The 15100-nt window shown below is 64.7% G+C and carries 15 protein-coding genes and 1 tRNA gene; 3 read left to right on the top strand and 13 right to left on the bottom strand.

The features are described 5' to 3' along the window. Together dnaB and AC1HIY_RS14015 are read right to left on the bottom strand one after the other, a co-directional pair. The coding region (gene dnaB, locus AC1HIY_RS14020; protein WP_479577370.1) for a replicative DNA helicase at positions 1 to 2306 on the bottom strand (2306 nt) is incomplete at its 3' end. Positions 2307 to 2333: 27 nt separating this feature from the next. Then, positions 2334 to 3131 (bottom strand): uracil-DNA glycosylase, encoded by a 798-nt coding sequence (locus AC1HIY_RS14015; protein ID WP_479577368.1) that lies wholly within the window; start codon positions 3129 to 3131, stop codon positions 2334 to 2336. 211 nt (positions 3132 to 3342) lie between these two features. On the opposite strand from AC1HIY_RS14015, the gene AC1HIY_RS14010 reads away from it, so the two are divergent. Beyond that, entirely contained in the window at positions 3343 to 3786 is a 444-nt protein-coding gene (locus AC1HIY_RS14010; protein ID WP_479577367.1) for a rhodanese-like domain-containing protein, read from the top strand. Positions 3787 to 3805: 19 nt separating this feature from the next. Here AC1HIY_RS14010 and coaBC read toward each other — a convergent pair whose 3' ends face one another. From coaBC to rplM, 10 genes are all read right to left on the bottom strand, one after another. Continuing rightward, positions 3806 to 5050, bottom strand: coding sequence for a bifunctional phosphopantothenoylcysteine decarboxylase/phosphopantothenate--cysteine ligase CoaBC (gene coaBC, locus AC1HIY_RS14005; protein ID WP_479577366.1), 1245 nt, complete (start codon positions 5048 to 5050; stop codon positions 3806 to 3808). A gap of 38 nt (positions 5051 to 5088) precedes the next feature. Beyond that, entirely contained in the window at positions 5089 to 5655 is a 567-nt protein-coding gene (gmk, locus tag AC1HIY_RS14000; protein WP_479577365.1) for a guanylate kinase, read from the bottom strand. Between the two features lie 12 nt (positions 5656 to 5667). Then, the gene (locus AC1HIY_RS13995) at positions 5668 to 6549 is read right to left on the bottom strand and encodes a YicC/YloC family endoribonuclease (RefSeq protein WP_479577364.1); all 882 of its coding nucleotides are present in this window, start codon (positions 6547 to 6549) and stop codon (positions 5668 to 5670) included. Positions 6550 to 6651: 102 nt separating this feature from the next. Continuing rightward, a tRNA-Ser gene (locus AC1HIY_RS13990) sits at positions 6652 to 6741 on the bottom strand. A 75-nt stretch (positions 6742 to 6816) separates the two neighbouring features. Next, complete coding sequence (gene frr / locus AC1HIY_RS13985) at positions 6817 to 7386, bottom strand: ribosome recycling factor (RefSeq protein WP_479577363.1); 570 nt, start codon at positions 7384 to 7386, stop codon at positions 6817 to 6819. Between the two features lie 60 nt (positions 7387 to 7446). Next, the gene (gene pyrH / locus AC1HIY_RS13980) at positions 7447 to 8232 is read right to left on the bottom strand and encodes a UMP kinase (protein ID WP_479577362.1); all 786 of its coding nucleotides are present in this window, start codon (positions 8230 to 8232) and stop codon (positions 7447 to 7449) included. A gap of 127 nt (positions 8233 to 8359) precedes the next feature. After that, positions 8360 to 9190, bottom strand: coding sequence for a translation elongation factor Ts (gene tsf, locus AC1HIY_RS13975; protein WP_479577361.1), 831 nt, complete (start codon positions 9188 to 9190; stop codon positions 8360 to 8362). 104 nt (positions 9191 to 9294) lie between these two features. Beyond that, positions 9295 to 10275 (bottom strand): 30S ribosomal protein S2, encoded by a 981-nt coding sequence (rpsB, locus tag AC1HIY_RS13970; protein WP_479577360.1) that lies wholly within the window; start codon positions 10273 to 10275, stop codon positions 9295 to 9297. A gap of 141 nt (positions 10276 to 10416) precedes the next feature. Beyond that, entirely contained in the window at positions 10417 to 10815 is a 399-nt protein-coding gene (gene rpsI, locus AC1HIY_RS13965; RefSeq protein WP_479577359.1) for a 30S ribosomal protein S9, read from the bottom strand. Positions 10816 to 10865: 50 nt separating this feature from the next. After that, complete coding sequence (gene rplM, locus AC1HIY_RS13960) at positions 10866 to 11309, bottom strand: 50S ribosomal protein L13 (protein ID WP_479577358.1); 444 nt, start codon at positions 11307 to 11309, stop codon at positions 10866 to 10868. Positions 11310 to 11809: 500 nt separating this feature from the next. Here rplM and AC1HIY_RS13955 point away from each other — a divergent pair, with 500 nt between their 5' ends. Continuing rightward, on the top strand, positions 11810 to 12445 hold the full coding sequence (locus AC1HIY_RS13955; protein ID WP_479577357.1) for an RNA polymerase sigma factor: 636 nt from the start codon (positions 11810 to 11812) through the stop codon (positions 12443 to 12445). A gap of 271 nt (positions 12446 to 12716) precedes the next feature. Beyond that, positions 12717 to 13712: a tetratricopeptide repeat protein gene (locus AC1HIY_RS13950; protein WP_479577356.1), complete on the top strand. Its 996-nt coding sequence runs from the start codon at positions 12717 to 12719 to the stop codon at positions 13710 to 13712. An 83-nt stretch (positions 13713 to 13795) separates the two neighbouring features. Here the strand turns inward: AC1HIY_RS13950 and dnaN are convergent, their stop codons facing one another. Beyond that, on the bottom strand, positions 13796 to 14926 hold the full coding sequence (gene dnaN, locus AC1HIY_RS13945) for a DNA polymerase III subunit beta (RefSeq protein WP_479577354.1): 1131 nt from the start codon (positions 14924 to 14926) through the stop codon (positions 13796 to 13798). Between the last annotated feature and the right edge of the window lie 174 nt (positions 14927 to 15100).

Raw genomic sequence — 15100 nt, 5'->3', positions numbered from 1 at the left:
CCCGACTCGCGAAGGTCCGAGAGCTGGGGGCGCTTGTCGCCGCCGCGGGTTTCGACGGCGCGGCTGAGCTGGGAAAGGGCGATGACCGGCACGTTGAGTTCTTTGGCCAGCGACTTGAGCGAGCGCGAGATCTGGGCGATTTCCTGTTCGCGGTTGGCGTTCTTCGAGGTGTGTGTGCCGTGCATGAGCTGGAGGTAGTCCACCACGACCAGCCCGATGTCGTGCTCGGCTTTGAGGCGGCGGCACTTGGCGCGCAGTTCGAGGATGCTCAGCCCCGGCGTGTCGTCGATGAAGATGGGGGCGGCGGAGAGCTTGCCGGCGGCGCGGGCCAGGCGGGGCCAGTCGTCCTCGCTCAGCCGTCCCGTGCGCGCCGCCTGCGCGTCGACGCGGGCCTCGGCGGTGAGCAGGCGCTGCGCCAGTTGCTGCGCGCTCATCTCCAGCGAGAAGATCGCCACGCCGGCGGCGTGCTTCGGGTGAAGCGCCGCGTTCCGGGCGCAGGCCAGGGAGAAAGCCGTATTGTGGGTCACCGTGCCGTCGGCCAGCAGGAACAGATGGTTGCCGTCCAGCACGAACCCGTAGTACTCGTCCACCTGGTCCGGCTCGACCCGTATGCCGGAAACCGTCCAGTCACGGCCGTCGGTCCGGGGCGAGGCCTTTTTGCGGGCGATACGGACGGGAATTTCCTCGACGTTGCCGTTGAACCGGACCCGCCAGGCGATGCCCTCGAAGCCGGTCTGAGGGATGTGCGTACGTTTGGCTTTGATCGAGCAACGGTAGCCGAGCGTATCACAGAGGTACTTGATCTGCTGCGCGAACCGCTTGTTCGTCTGGGTGATCTCGTAGGTCCCCCCGTGCCCGGCATTGAGATGGCCGTCGCTGTCGATCAATCCGGCGAGCAGGCGGAGGCGGTTGGCGCGCGAGTTGGCAAGGTAGACGTGGGGGATGTGTTTGTCGTTGAGGACGCCGAGTTTGCAAAGGGCCGCTTGAACCGAGGAGAACCGTCCACGTCCGCGTCCGCCGGTGATGAGGTAGGCCGGGCCGGGCCGGTGGGTGTCGTAGACGCTCACGCGTTCCCCACGGGCCTCGGCGCGCTCGAAGAGATATTCGACGACCGCCGGATCCCTGGAGTATATGCGGGCGCTATCGCTTTTTCCGTCGCCGAGCCAGAGGCCGAGCAGGTACGGATCGAGCGGCAACGGCTGTTCGGGAAAATCAACGGCGACCTTGTAGCCCTTGTGATCGCTCTTCCACTTGTCGGAGCGCCGGAGGTAATCTCGCACGGAAATGTGGGTGACGGCGCCGCGCGGCTCGCGTCCTTCCCGGCAGCTTTTTTTCAACGAGAGGATGTGGCTCTCATTGACCCGATAGTCCATGCCGAAGGTCTGCCGCACCCAGTACATCATCTCGCGCCCGCGCGCCAGCGAGAGCACGGTGCGCGGGGTGGAGTCGTCGCCCATCAGCCGGTCGCCCACGCGGACGTCTTCGACGGGTTTGAGCGTGCCGTCGTACATCATCACGAGCGTGCCTTTGCCGAGGCATTTGCCCATGGACGGCCGGGCGGCGATGATGATGAGGTCGGAGTTCTGCCAGCCGCCGGTCATGTCGTCGAGGCGGGAGAAGCCGCTCGGCACGCCGGTGATGCCCCCCTCGCGCCCGTGGATGGCCTCGAGCTGCGCCAGCGTCGATTTGAGCACCTCGTTCATCGACGTGGCGGCCTTGCGAAGCTGCGTCTCCGAGATGCGGAAGATCTCGGACTCGGCCTGATCGAGCAACTCGAAGGCGTCCGCGCCGGGGTCGTATCCCTGCCCGATGAGCGCGGTCATCGTCTCGATCATCTTGCGCAAAAGCGATTTCTCGGCGATGATGCGCGCGTGATACTCGACGTTGGCCGCCGAGGCCACCTTCGTGGTCAGCTCCGAGAGATAGTACGCCCCGCCGACGTCGTCAAGCTCGTTCCGGCGTTTGAGCTCTTCCGTCAGCGTGATGAGATCCACCGGGTTGCCGCGCTCGAAGAGGCTCAGGACGGCCAGGTAGATTTTCTGATGCTTCGGGATGTAGAAGGCGTCGGGCTGCAGGATCTCGATGGCGCGGGGGATCGCCTCCTGCTCGATGAGCATCGCTCCGAGCACCGACTGCTCCACGTCGACGGCCTGCGGGGGGACGCGCCCGGACGAGCCGCCCGCTCCTCCGCCTCCCGGCGGACGCGTGCGACGCCGTCCGCTGCCGACCAATTTCTCGATCGGATAGGGCCGGCCCTCTTCGTCGATGTTGAAGGGCCGCTGCTGAAAATCGTCTTGATCCGCCATGCCGGAGTGCCTCTCACGTCGGATGCATCAGCCCACGAGCTGATCGTATCGGGTACGAAGCAGCTTAACGTCTTCCCACGTCGGACGTTTCCACTGCGGATTGCGAAGCAGCGCCGCCGGATGGTACGTCACCATGAGCGGCAGGCCGTGGAAGTCGTGGAACTTGCCCCGGAGCGACGCCAGCGACGCCTTTCGCCCGAGAAGCGCGTTTCCGGCCGTGCGGCCCACGGCGAGCAGAATTCTGGGCTTTACGAGGGCGATCTGTTTGTACAGGAGCGGGAGGTGAGCCGCCGTCTCCTCGGGCAGCGGATCGCGGTTGCCGGGCGGACGGCTCTTCAGAATGTTGGTGATGTAGACCTCGTCCCGACTGAAGTTGACGGCCGCCAGGATTTTGTTGAGCAACTGACCGGCGCGGCCCACGAACGGTTCCCCCCGACGGTCCTCGTCCGCCCCCGGCGCCTCGCCGATGATCATGAGGTCGGCGTGCGGATTGCCGACGCCGAAGACGAGGTTTTGCCGCGCTTCGTCGATGGGGGTGAGGACGTGGGTGCGGGCATATGCTTCCACCTCCTCGAGCGTCTTCATGGCGCGGAGCGGGGAGTCCTCCGGGATCAACGCCTCGATGCGTTCATACGGCGAGCGGGCAGGGTCCCGGCTCGGATCGATGGGGTTGCCGAAAAGGTCGTGCGTGGGCATGGCGGCTTCGGACGATGGGTGGGGAGATGCCGGCGCGACGTTTTCGGGCGCGACGAGTGGGACGAACGGACCCCCGAGGGCCATTTCGTATCGGAGGGCGGCGCGCAAGGTCTGCAGGGGCGTCGGCATGATGAGGCGCGGGGTGGTGGGGAAGGTCCGTAAACTAGGCGCGCGGCGGCGGTACCTCAAGGCCGCGCGCGCGCGGCGCAGCAATTTTTATGCACCACTTTTGCACGGCGTATCCACAGCTTTCGTGACTTCGTCATGGAAGCATCCGGCCCGTCCGGCGTATACTCGTCCGAATCCAACGTTTTATTTCCACCATACCCCGCCATCCACCATGACCAGACGACTCGTCCCTTTTCTGTTCCTCTCGATCCTCGTGCTCGGCACGTCGTGCCGCAGCGGCGCGAACTCCGGCGCACCATCGTCCGAAACGGCGACGGCGGAAGCGCCGGTCGTCGTGCGCGAAGTGACGCAGGAGCAGGTGCTCCAACTCCGCGAGACGCCCCGGGAGGACGTGCTCATCCTCGACGTGCGGACGCCCGCCGAGTTCGCCCAGGGCCACGTGCCGGGCGCGAGGAATATCCCGCACACCGACCTCCCCGCCCACCTCGACGAACTCGCGCCGTACAAGGACAAGGAAATCATTCTGTACTGCCGGAGCGGTCGCCGCGCGGGGATCGCCGCCGACATTTTGAAGAAGAACGGCTTCTCGAACCTCGCCCACATGGAAGGCGACATGATGGGGTGGATGGCCAAAGGGCTTCCGATGGAGCACTAAACGCCGGGCCCGAAGGGGCTCAGGAGTTTTCGGGGACGTCGGCGTGCATCGCTGCCGTGACGCGGTCGAGGATGGCCTCGGCGACGGCGCGTTTCGGCATCAGCGGCAGGGCTTCGGTGCGGCCGCTCCGGTGGAGGAGCGTGACGCGGTTCGTCCCCACGCCGAAGCCCGCGCCCTCCTCTTTCGGATTGTTGAGCGCGATCCAGTCGAGGTTCTTCCTTTCGAGCTTGCGTCGGGCGTTGGCGAGGCCGTCGTCGGTCTCGAGGGCGAAGCCGACGAGTGTCTGTCCGGGGCGCTTCTCGCGGCCGAGCGCGGCGAGGATGTCGGGCGTCGGGCGGAGGTGGAGCGTCATCGCGTCGCCGGACTTTTTGAGCTTCGAGGCGGCGGTCGTCTCCGGGGTGAAGTCGGCCACGGCGGCAGCCATGAGGACGAGGTCGGCGTCTTTGCGCGCCTGAACGGCGGCGTGCATCTCCTCGGCGGTGACCACGTCGACGCGGGTGACGCCGGGGGGGGTGTCGAGCGTCGAGGGGCCGCTGACGAGCGTGACGCGGGCTCCGCGCCGGGCGGCGGCTTCGGCCAGCGCAAAGCCCATGCTGCCGGTCGAGTGATTCGTGAGGAAGCGCACGGGATCGAGCGCCTCGCGCGTGGGCCCGGCGGTGACGAGCACCTCCATGCCTTCGAGCGAAGTCCCGCGCGCCGACAGCTTTTCCACGACGCGGGCGAAGATCTCTTCCGGTTCCGGCATGCGCCCGTGCCCGACGAGGCCGCTCGCGAGCGCGCCGAACCCCGGCGGCATCACCTCATAGCCGTACGAGCGCAGCCGCTCCAGGTTGGCCTGTGTGGCCGGGTGGAGGTACATGTCGTGGTCCATCGCCGGGCAGACGAGCATCGGGCAACGCGCCGCCAGCGCCGTCGCCGTGAGCATCGAGTCGCTGAAGCCGTGGGCGAGCCGGGCGAGGGTCTGCGCCGTGGCCGGAGCGACGACGAACAGGTCGGCCCATAACCCCAGTTCGACGTGCTTCGTCCACGTCCCGTCCTCGTTGTCGGGAAAGATCTCGATGAGCACCTCGCGCCCGGAGAGCGTACCGAGCGTCAGCGGCGTGATGAAGCGTCCGGCGTCCGGCGTCATGAGCACCTGCACGTCCGCGCCGGCTTTCTTGAAGAGCCGCACGAGCGTCGCCGCCTTGTACGCCGCGATGCCGCCGGTGACGCCGAGGAGGAGCTTCCGGCCTTTCAAGGGCTGATCTTCGACGGGGTCGGGCATGGCGTCTCTCGGAAAGGGGACAGGCGGCAAAACGGACGTCAGCGCTCCAAAAACGAGCGGATGAGACGGATGGTTTCTTCGGTGGCGCGGTCGAGGTCGTCGTTCACCACCACGGCGTCGAAACGGTCGGCGTACTCGAGTTCGTGCGCGGCGCGTTCGAGACGGTGGCGGAGCGTCTCCTCGGATTCCGTGTTCCGCCGCCGCAACCGCTCGGCCAGGACCTCCAGCGAGGGGGGACGGATGAAGATGACCAGCGCATCGTCGCCGAAGATCTTCTTCACGTTTTCGGCGCCCTTCACCTCGATGTCGAGCAGGACGGGGTTTTTCTTTGCGGCGTCCCGCACTTCGCTCGCCAGCGTCCCGTAAAAACGCCCCGGGTACACCTCTTCGTATTCGAGCAGATCGCCCGCGGCGATGTGGCGGCGGAACGCCTCTTCGGAGATGAAATGGTAGTGCACGCCGTCTCGCTCGCCGGGACGGGGCGGGCGCGTGGTGACCGACACCGAGAAGCGCATCTCGGGGAAGGCTTCGAGCACCCGTCGCGCAATGGTCGTTTTGCCGGATCCACTCGGCGCGGTGAGGACGATGATCTTTCTCTGACTCATGCGGGCGACGGCCTACTCCGTGTTTTCCACCTGTTCGCGGATCTTCTCGAGCTCCTCCTTCATCTCCACCACGAGGTGGGCGATGGCCGCGTCGTTTGCTTTCGAGCCGATGGTGTTGATCTCCCGGTTGATCTCCTGCGCGAGAAAATTCAACTTTCGCCCGACGGGCTCGTCGCTTCCGAGCGCTTCGCGGAAGAGCGCAAGGTGGGAGCGGAGCCGGACGCATTCCTCCGTGACGTCGAGCTTGTCGGCGAGGAGCGCGATTTCGAATTCGAGCCGTTCCCGGTTGAGCCGTTCGTCGTGAAAGAAGGCTTCGAGGCGCTCGGTGAGCCGCGCGCGCGCCTGTTCGATGCGTTCCGGAGCGGACGTTTCGACGTGGTCGAGCCGTTGCTCGATGGTGTCGATGCGGAGCCTGAGGTCGGCTTCGAGCGCCCGGCCCTCCTGCCGCCGCATGGCCCGCATCGCCGCGACGGCTTCGTCGAGCGCCGCGCGGATGACCTCCCATGCGCGTTCGGCCTTCGCGGGCGTCTCCTCGGGGGGCAGGAAGACCTCCGAGAACTTGAGCAGGTGCTCCATGCGGATGGGCTCGTCGATGCCGGCGGCGTCCCGGAGCGTCTCGAGGAGGCGTCCGTAGGCGCGGGCGGCCTTCGGGTCCACGCGGACGGGCAGCGCGTCGTCGAGCGCCTGCTCCACCTGAACGTTCACGCTCAGGCGTCCACGCGCGAAGGCCTTTTTGATGAGGTTCTGGATCTCGCTCTCGTATTCGGCGAGCGAGCGGGGCATGCGCACGGACACCTCACAATACCGGCTGTTCACCGAGCGCATCTCCACGGAGGCCGTGATGCCTTTCGCCTCGGCGGTTCCGCGCCCGAAGCCCGTCATGCTCGAAATCATAGGTCTGCGGTTCAAGGTTCGCGTTCGAAAAAGTCGGGCCGAAGCCATGCTCGGACCGGAAACGAAAGAGCCGGAGTGCGCGCGCATTCCGGCTCTTCGATGCGGAGAGGGTGGGATTCGAACCCACGGTACCGGGTCTGCCGGTACACACGCTTTCCAGGCGTGCCCCTTAAGCCGCTCGGGCACCTCTCCGGGAGGGGTCAGTCGCTGTCAGTATGCGCATTCGGGCGACTTGTTTCGCGAGGGGCGAGCGCCCGCCTCTGCGCTTCAGACCTCCATGATCTCTGCTTCCTTGTGATGCAGCAGCGTGTCCACCTTCTCGATGTAGCGGTCGGTCAGTTTTTGGAGCCGCTCCTCGCCCTCGAAGCGCATGTCTTCCGGGAGGTGCTCCTCCTTCTGGGTTTTCTTGATCTCGTCCTTGGCGTGACGACGGATGTTCCGGATCGCGATTTTGGCTTCCTCGCCCCGGTGGCGCGCCGTCCTGGCGAGGTCCCGCCGGCGCTCCTCCGAAAGCGGCGGCACGGGGATGCGGATCATGTTGCCGTCGTTCGACGGGTTGAGCCCGATGTTGGCCGCCATGATGGCTTTTTCGATGTCGTTGAGCGCCGAGCGGTCCCAGGGCTGGACCACGAGGAGGTCGGGCTGCGGCGCGCTGACGCTGGCCATCTGGTTGAGCGGCGTCTGCGTGCCGTAATAATCCACCCGGATGTTCTCGAGCATCGCCGGTGTGGCGCGCCCGGCGCGGATGGCGCTCAACTCATGACGCAGGTGCTCCAGCGTCTTTTCCATGTGCTCCTCGGCGTCTTCGAGAATCAGCTCGATGTCTTCGTGTAGCATGTGCGACCTCCGGACTACGGTTTCGTGGGCAAGGGCGGACGAACGGGTCAGCGGGCCGGGTCAGCGGGCCGGTTCGGCTTCCGTTCCGTTCCAGTGGACCAGCGTGCCGATGGGTTCGCCCCGAACGATCCGCATCAGGTTGCCCGACGTTTTCATGTTGAACACGATGATCGGTTTGCGGGATTCCTGGCACAGCGTGAAGGCCGTCAGGTCCATCACGCGCAGGCCCCGCCGGATCACCTCGTCGCCGTAGATCGTCTCGAACCGCTCCGCCGTGGGGTCCTTCTCGGGGTCCGCCGTGAAGATGCCGTCGACGCGGGTGCCCTTGAGGATGACCTCGGCGTCGATTTCGAGCGCGCGGAGCGCGGCGGCGGTGTCCGTGGTGAAGTACGGGTTGCCGGTGCCCGCCCCGAAGATGACCACGCGGCCCTTTTCGAGGTGGCGGATGGCGCGCCGCCGGATGAACGGCTCGGCGATCTCCTCCATCTTGATGCTTGACTGCAGGCGCGTCCACACGCCGGTCTGTTCGAGCGCATCCTGCAGGGCCATCGCATTGATCATCGTGGCAAGCATGCCCATGTAGTCGGCGTGGGCGCGCGTCATGCCCGCCGAGGCGTTCACGCCCCGGAAGATGTTCCCCCCGCCGATGACGATGGCGATCTCCACCCCCGCCTCGACCACCTGTTTGATCTCGGTGGCGTAGAGCGAGAGCATCTCCGCATCGATCCCGTAGGCTTTCGATCCCAGAAGCGCCTCGCCGCTGAGCTTGAGCAGCACGCGTCGGTAGCGCAGGGAGGGGTTCCGTTCGGTCGAGCCGTTGGGCATGTGCGACGTTTCTTCTTTCATGGATGGCGGGAAGCTACAGCCTGGGCGGGTTCTTTGCAAAAGGGCGCGCGGGATGTCGGCTTCAAAAAAGGGCGCGCCCCGCATGCTGCGAAACGCGCCCTTGTATGGTGTCGGCCGGGCGTCGGGCTCAGCCGCCGAGAGCAAAGCGGACGTATCGTTTCACCCGGGCGTTGGCCTGCTTGAGCATCTCTTTCACCGTCATCGAAGCATCCTTGACGAAGGGCTGCTCTATGAGGACGTTGTCCTTGAAAAAGCGCTTCAGCTTGCCCCGGGCGATGTTGTCGATGATGTGCTCGGGCTTGCCCTCGTTGCGGGCGGCCTCGCGGGCGATCTCCATCTCTTTCTCCTGCACGTCGGCCGGCACGTCCTCGGGCGTGAGGGCGATCGGGTTGAGCGCGGCCACCTGCATCGCCACGTCGCGGCCCGCCGTTTCCAGGTCGCCTTCGCCGACCACCTCGACGAGCACGCCGAGGCGCGCGCCGGGATGGATGTACGAGACTACCCGGCCCTCATCGGCGGCCACCACGGCAAAGCGCCGGACGTCGATCTTCTCGCCGATCTTGCCGGTGAGGTCCGTCAACGCCTCGCCGAGCGTGCGGCCGTCTTTGAACGGCAACGCGAGCAGCGCCTCGCGGTCGGCCGGGCGCTCGCGCAGCACGAGCGCGGCCACCTCCTGTCCGAACGCCTGGAAGTCCTCATTGCGCGCCACGAAGTCCGTCTCACAGTTGAGTTCGACCATGGCGCACGCGCGATGGTCGTCGGTGCACGCGGTGATGATGAGGCCCTCGTTGGCCTCGCGGTCGGCGCGCTTGGCGGCCACTTTCTGGCCCTTCTTCCGGAGAATGTCGATGGCGGCCTCGAAGTCGCCGTTGGCTTCCTGAAGCGCCCGCTTGCAATCCATCATGCCGACGCCGGTGATGTCGCGCAGGCGCTTAACGTCTTTTGCCGTGATAGTCATAGCTTCTATGGGAAATACGTTCTTGCGAGATCGAAGAGGCGGAAGGACCAGGCGCGGTTTCGCCCAACCCTCCGCTGTTTCAAGAAGTCGGGACCGTGTAAGGATCAGCCTTCTTTTGCGGGCTCGCCGGAAGCCTCGGCCTTTTTCGGAGCTTCGGCCTCTGCGGGCGTCGTCTCCGTGGGAGCTTCGGGCTGCTTCGGCGCGGCTGCTTCGGCGGTGGCTCCTTCTTTTTCTTTCGGCGCAGCGCCCTTCCGGGGTTTTTTCTTGGAGGAAGCCTTCTTTTTCGCTTCGGCTTCCTTCTGGGCTTCCGCCTCCATCTTGATCCGAGCCTTCTCCGCCTTGGCCGTCTCCTCCTGGATCTGTTTCTCCTTGTGCCCCTCGCTCACGGCGCCGGCAATGACCGAAGTGACCAGTTCGATCGACTTCAGGGCATCGTCGTTTGCCGGGATGGGATAGTCCACGAGGTCGGGATCACAGTTCGTGTCGACCATCGCGATGATGGGGATGCCGAGTTTGCGCGCCTCCTTGACGGCGATGTGTTCGCGGTTGATGTCCACGATGTACAGCGCGCCGGGCAGGCGGGCCATGTCCTTGATGCCCGTGAGCACCTTTTCCAGCTTCAAGCGCTCGCGATGTTTCATCAGGCGCTCTTTCTTCTTGAGCTGATCGAGCGTGCCGTCTTCCTCCATCTTGATGAGCTCCTCCATGCGGCGGATGCTCTGGCGAATGGTCTGGAAGTTGGTCAGCGTTCCGCCGAGCCAGCGTTCGACGACGTAGGGGGAATGACATGCCTCGGCCTGCTGGCGGATGATTTCGCGGGCCTGTTTCTTGGTGCCCACGAAAAGGATCTTCTTGCCCCGGCGGGCGAAGCGGGTGGCGGCATCGGCGGCCCTGTCGAGCAGCTTCTGCGTCTGGGTCAGGTCGATGATGTGGATGCCGTTGCGCTCCATGAAGATGTACGACTTCATCTTCGGATTCCAACGGCTGGTCAGGTGCCCGAAATGGGTGCCGGCCTTGAGCAGCTGTTCGATGGTGACCCGGTGGGTCGACGATTGGGCTTGCTGGACGTCCTGGGTATCGCTCATGAGGTCAGAGGGTTGGGTTAAGAGCCGCTACGGCCCTCGCCTGCGCCGTGAAACTGCCGGTGCAGTCACCCCACAGCGCATCAGGCCGTATGTGTGATAGCTACAGAGAGCCGGCCCGAATGACGAACCGGCTCCGTAGGATTAACGCTTCGAGAACTGGAAGTTCTTGCGCGCCTTGGGCTGTCCGTACTTCTTGCGCTCGACCATGCGCGGGTCGCGCGTCATATAGCCGGCGTCGCGGAGCGGTTTGCGCAGTTCTTCGTTGAAAGCCACGAGGCCGCGGGCGATGCCGAGCCGGATGGCCTCGGCCTGTCCCGTGAGGCCGCCGCCCTTCACGTTGACGACGACGTCGAATTGTCCCTGCGTCCCGGTCGCTCCGAACGGGGCCTGGATGACGTTGCGTCGCCACTTGAGCGGAAAGTACGTTTCGATATCGCGTTTGTTGACGATGATCTTGCCGCTTCCGTTCGGGCGGAGGTAGACGCGGGCGACGGAGGTCTTGCGGCGTCCAACGGCGTTATATTGAGCCAGTGCTGCCATTTTTTAGCCTGGAAGTATAACGTGATGGGTCAATGATCTTTGGAGAAAGCTCAGAGCGTGAGCTCCTGGGGCTGTTGTGCTTCGTGCGGATGCTCGGCTCCCGCGTAGACCTTCAGCTTCTTGAACATCTGGCGGCCGAGCGGACCTTTCGGAAGCATGCCGCGAACGGCGTTCTCCACGATGAACTTCGGGCGACGCCGGCGCATCTCCTTCGGCGTTCGCAGACTGACGCCGCCGGGGTACCCGCTATGGCTGAAGTACTGCTTCGCCGTCTCCTTCTTGCCGCTGAAGCGAACCTTGTCGGCGTTGATGACGATGACGAAGTCCCCCGTGTCGAGGTGCGGGGTATAGCCCGGCTTGTGCTTGCCGCGAAGGATCGTCGCCACACGCGAAGCGAGGCGACCGACGATCTGGTTCTCGGCGTCAATGATGTGCCAGCGACGTTCGATCTCGCCGGCTTTGGGGCTGTAGGTCTTGAAGCTGTTGGCATCCATGAGAATCTCCGGCTCATGCTGCGGGCGCCGTTTCCACCGAAAAGGCGGGGCGCCGGGCGCTCTATCATAAAAATATCCGGGCGAAATCGACCGGATGAGGATCTCTCGGTGAGGCGGACGGCCTCGGCGTTTCATGATCGGCGTCGAGAGGGACGCCAGTCTCGCAAAATACGACCTTCCGAGGCTTTTGTCAAACCCTGCCGGGGCGCTCCCGCATCCCTGACCGGGGCCCCGAATCGCTCGATGGCCGTAACACGCGGGACGGCCCCTTCAAGTTTTCCCCCGGGGGGAATATTCCCTCAATCTTGACGGAACGCCGGGGCTTTTGTCTGCCCCGAGAAGGCCCGGCGGGTGGTCTCCGAGGGTCTCGTCGCTGCCCGGGCGCTTCTCGGGAATGCCTGCGCACGATGTAGCCCCGTCTTTGTATATTGTGATGGCCCGGCCGGTTTCCCTGCTCCTACCCCACCCACTTTGACCGGCTCGGCTCTCGGTAGTAGCCTATGATTCCCTCGCAAGCACTCCGTTCGCTCGATGCCGTCGCTTCGCATCTACCCTTTCACCTGAACGACATCGTTCGGGCGAACGAGGCCTTCCAACGGTGGTGTGAAGACAAAGCGGAGCCCTCGCGCCGCATCATGGATCTGTGGACGTACTGTTACGTGCGGCGGTACTACCTGCTCAAGTTCATGCGCGATCCCGGCTACCACGCGTCGGATTTTGACACCCTCGTGGAATCGACGTATCAGAAGATCGAACGAAGCCGCGACCGCCTGGAGTGTGATGCCCCCTTCGCCAGCTGGGTGAGCGTGATCTGTAAGAACACGTACCTCAACTATGTGACGCGTCGCCGGAAACATCTCTCTATCGATGATCCGGATCGCACGGTCCCGCTCGTCTATCATGAGCCCTATGATCGGGGGATGATTTTACTGGCGATATTGGGGGCCATCGAGCGCCTGCCTCCGTCTTTGCAAGAGGTGGCCACCCTGCGTTTCGTCGAGGGACTGTCGTATCCCGAAATCGGCGCGGCAACCGACAAGGAGCTTCCCATCATTCGCGCGTATGTGAACAAGGCCCGCAGGAGATTGCAGGCCGACCCGGCGCTCCGCGCGCTGATGGAGGAGGAAGAAGTTTGAACTTTTGGTTAAGGAGGTTATGGCTGTATGATGCTTTGTGTTTTAGGGAGGAAAGACTTTTGCCACCGTATCCCTTACGCTCAACTCCATGCCGCGCACAAGATCGCGAAAGGACGCCGTCCCCCCCTGCGGCGCAGCGCATCGTGCCGGGGGAGAACGGATTTACGAACGGTTTCCCTGCCGTCGCATGTTTTGGACAACGGCACGGGCGCCCCGAAGAAAAGCCGCGCGCATGGATAGGCTCTGGGCCAATCAACCAGGCTCCTGAATCATGAAGCCAATCGAGGAAAGAATTCTGTTGTACAGCGAACTCTCGCCGGAAGAGCGGAGCGAAGTGGATGCCTACGTTGCTTCGCATCCGGAACTGTCCGAGTTGCTCGCGGGGGTTCGCGCCTTCGAGAACCTGGTGAAGGAGGCGCAGGCGTTCGCCGGACAGCCGCCCGGCGATTCGGTGCTGGCCTACTACGTGGCGATGCGTTTCCTGGAAAGCCATCCGATGCCCGAGGGCCTCCGAGGGGTTTTCGCTCGCCTCGAGGCCGCGCTGGAAAACGACGCCGCGCTCCGCGAACGGTATGGAATCTTCGAGCGGAGGATGCGGGAGTTAGAGGCGGCGAGCGATGCCGTTGCCCAGTTCGAGCGGCTGGCCGGATACACCCTGGAGCCGCCGGGCGAGGGCGAACGTCCCCCCGCGCTCCGCCCGCCGAAACCGCGCCGCGTGGCCGACCGCGCCTCCCGACGTCCGGCGCGTCTCCACCGGCTGGCCCGCCTCCCGGCGCGCTGGGCCGTGGCGGCGTCGCTGGCCCTCGTCGCGCTCTATGGTGTGCTCTTCGTCATCAGTGAAGCCTCGCGCCCTGCCCTGGACCGCACCCTTCACCTCGACGAGGATGCGGGCGCGTTCTATGGCCTCCACGTGCGCTCCGGAAACGGGGGGTTCATGACCGGCCCCGCCGACAGCCTGTACTTCCGGGCCATGGATGCGCTCGGGGAAGCGCGCACGTCTACCCTCGGGCTCTTTCCGCACTATGATGCGGAGCGGCTCCGCGAGGCCGCCGGCTACCTCAAGAAGGTGGTCGAAATGGAGGAGCCGAACACTTTCCTCTATCTGGAGGCGCAGTTCTTCCTCGGAAAGATTTATCTGGCGCAGGGCAACCTCTCTGAAGCCGAGGCGGCGTTCGAGGCCGTGGTGAACGGGCAGGGGAGCCGCATGGACGAGGCCCGCGAGATGCTCCGGAGGCTTCGCGCCTCGTCTGCCCGGGGCGCGCCGTGAGGCCGGTGCTTACGAGGACCCCACAAAAAACGCCCGGCCCCCGCGAGGCCGAGCGTTCGAAAGAAGGGACGGAGTGAGCGGGTTCAGGCATACGTGTTCAGCATCACCGGCATGATGAGCATCATCATTTCTTCGCCTTCGTGCTGCTCGTGCGGCGTCACCACCCCGGCGCGGTTGGGGGAACTGAACTCGAAGGTTGCCTCCTCCGAATCGATGTTGCTCAGCACTTCGGTCAGGTATTGCGCGTTGAAGCCGATCACCATGTCCTCGCCGTCGTATTCGCACAGGACCGTCTCGCGGGCTTCGCTGGAACGCTCGATGTCTTCGGCCGAAATTTCGACCTGATCGGACTTGAGCGAGAGGCGGATCTGGTTGGTCATGCTCGAGGAATAGAGCCCCACACGCTTGACGGCGGCCAGCATGGCGTCGCGGTTGACCACGAGCCGACGGTCGTTCTCGACCGGAATTACGGCTTCGTAATTGGGATAGGCCTCGTCGATCAGGCGGGCCAGCACGCGGGAGTGGCCGAAGTCGAAGCCGGCATAGCCCTCACCGACGGTGATGGTGCAGGCAGCGTCGGTGGCGATGCGCCCGGCCAGCGTCATCGCTTTTTCCGGCACGATGAACTCGACCGGCGCGGCGCTGGTCATCTCGCTGAGCGTCAGCTTCACCAGTCGGTGGCCGTCCGTGGCGACGGCCCGCCCCTGATCCGCGCCGATCTGGAAATAAATGCCCATCATGGCCGGACGCAGGGCGTCCTTGCTGACCGCGAAGTGGGTCTTCTGAATCGCCCGGCGAAGCAGCTTTCCTTCCGTCTCGATCCGCACGTTGCCCGAGAGTTCCGGCAGCGCGGGATAGTCCGCGCCATCGTGGCCGACCATCTTGTAGTGGCCCTGATCGGTGCGCAGCGTGACGTTGAACTGATCGTCGGCGGTGAACACGATGGGCAGGTCGGGCAAGGCGCGGAGGGTGTCGAGCAGGCGCTTGGCCGGCACGGCGATCCGGTTGCCGGCGGCGGTGCCGTTGCTCTCGAAAGGCACGCTCATGCGCTTTACAATCGAGATTTCCAGGTCGGTTGCGCTGAGCTGGAGCATGTCGTCATCCCGCTCGAAGAGGATGCATTCGAGGATCGGCAGCGTGCTCTTCGAGGGAACGGCTCCACTGACCGTGGTCAGCGCTTTGAGGAGTTCAGCACTGGAGGCGGTGAACTTCATGGCTTGCGTGTGGTCTCGTGAAAAGGGGGCGTAATTTACGCACGACCGGCCCCACAAATCCACCCGGGGCGCGAGCTTTCCGGCCGCGGCGCCCGTCGCCCGGCGCGCACGGCGACGAGGAGAGAGAAGGGCGCGCCTAAGTCTTAATCAAAAACCACTCCGAAGATCCTCAGA

This window comes from Rhodocaloribacter sp., assembly GCF_056451265.1.
The sequence above is the reverse complement of the archived record's forward strand: the minus strand, read 5'-3'. Positions and strand labels throughout refer to the sequence as shown.

Excerpts from the sequence above, each read along its gene's own strand:
- tsf (WP_479577361.1), bottom strand. The coding sequence starts at position 9,190 with ATGACTATCACGGCAAAAGACGTTAAGCGCCTGCGCGACATCACCGGC.
- gmk (WP_479577365.1), bottom strand. The coding sequence starts at position 5,655 with ATGAGTCAGAGAAAGATCATCGTCCTCACCGCGCCGAGTGGATCCGGC.
- pyrH (WP_479577362.1), bottom strand. The coding sequence starts at position 8,232 with ATGAAAGAAGAAACGTCGCACATGCCCAACGGCTCGACCGAACGGAAC.
- frr (WP_479577363.1), bottom strand. The coding sequence starts at position 7,386 with ATGCTACACGAAGACATCGAGCTGATTCTCGAAGACGCCGAGGAGCAC.
- dnaN (WP_479577354.1), bottom strand. The coding sequence starts at position 14,926 with ATGAAGTTCACCGCCTCCAGTGCTGAACTCCTCAAAGCGCTGACCACG.
- AC1HIY_RS13995 (WP_479577364.1), bottom strand. The coding sequence starts at position 6,549 with ATGATTTCGAGCATGACGGGCTTCGGGCGCGGAACCGCCGAGGCGAAA.
- rpsB (WP_479577360.1), bottom strand. The coding sequence starts at position 10,275 with ATGAGCGATACCCAGGACGTCCAGCAAGCCCAATCGTCGACCCACCGG.
- AC1HIY_RS13950 (WP_479577356.1), top strand. The coding sequence starts at position 12,717 with ATGAAGCCAATCGAGGAAAGAATTCTGTTGTACAGCGAACTCTCGCCG.
- AC1HIY_RS14015 (WP_479577368.1), bottom strand. The coding sequence starts at position 3,131 with ATGCCGACGCCCCTGCAGACCTTGCGCGCCGCCCTCCGATACGAAATG.
- AC1HIY_RS14010 (WP_479577367.1), top strand. The coding sequence starts at position 3,343 with ATGACCAGACGACTCGTCCCTTTTCTGTTCCTCTCGATCCTCGTGCTC.
- AC1HIY_RS13955 (WP_479577357.1), top strand. The coding sequence starts at position 11,810 with ATGATTCCCTCGCAAGCACTCCGTTCGCTCGATGCCGTCGCTTCGCAT.
- coaBC (WP_479577366.1), bottom strand. The coding sequence starts at position 5,050 with ATGCCCGACCCCGTCGAAGATCAGCCCTTGAAAGGCCGGAAGCTCCTC.
- rplM (WP_479577358.1), bottom strand. The coding sequence starts at position 11,309 with ATGGATGCCAACAGCTTCAAGACCTACAGCCCCAAAGCCGGCGAGATC.
- rpsI (WP_479577359.1), bottom strand. The coding sequence starts at position 10,815 with ATGGCAGCACTGGCTCAATATAACGCCGTTGGACGCCGCAAGACCTCC.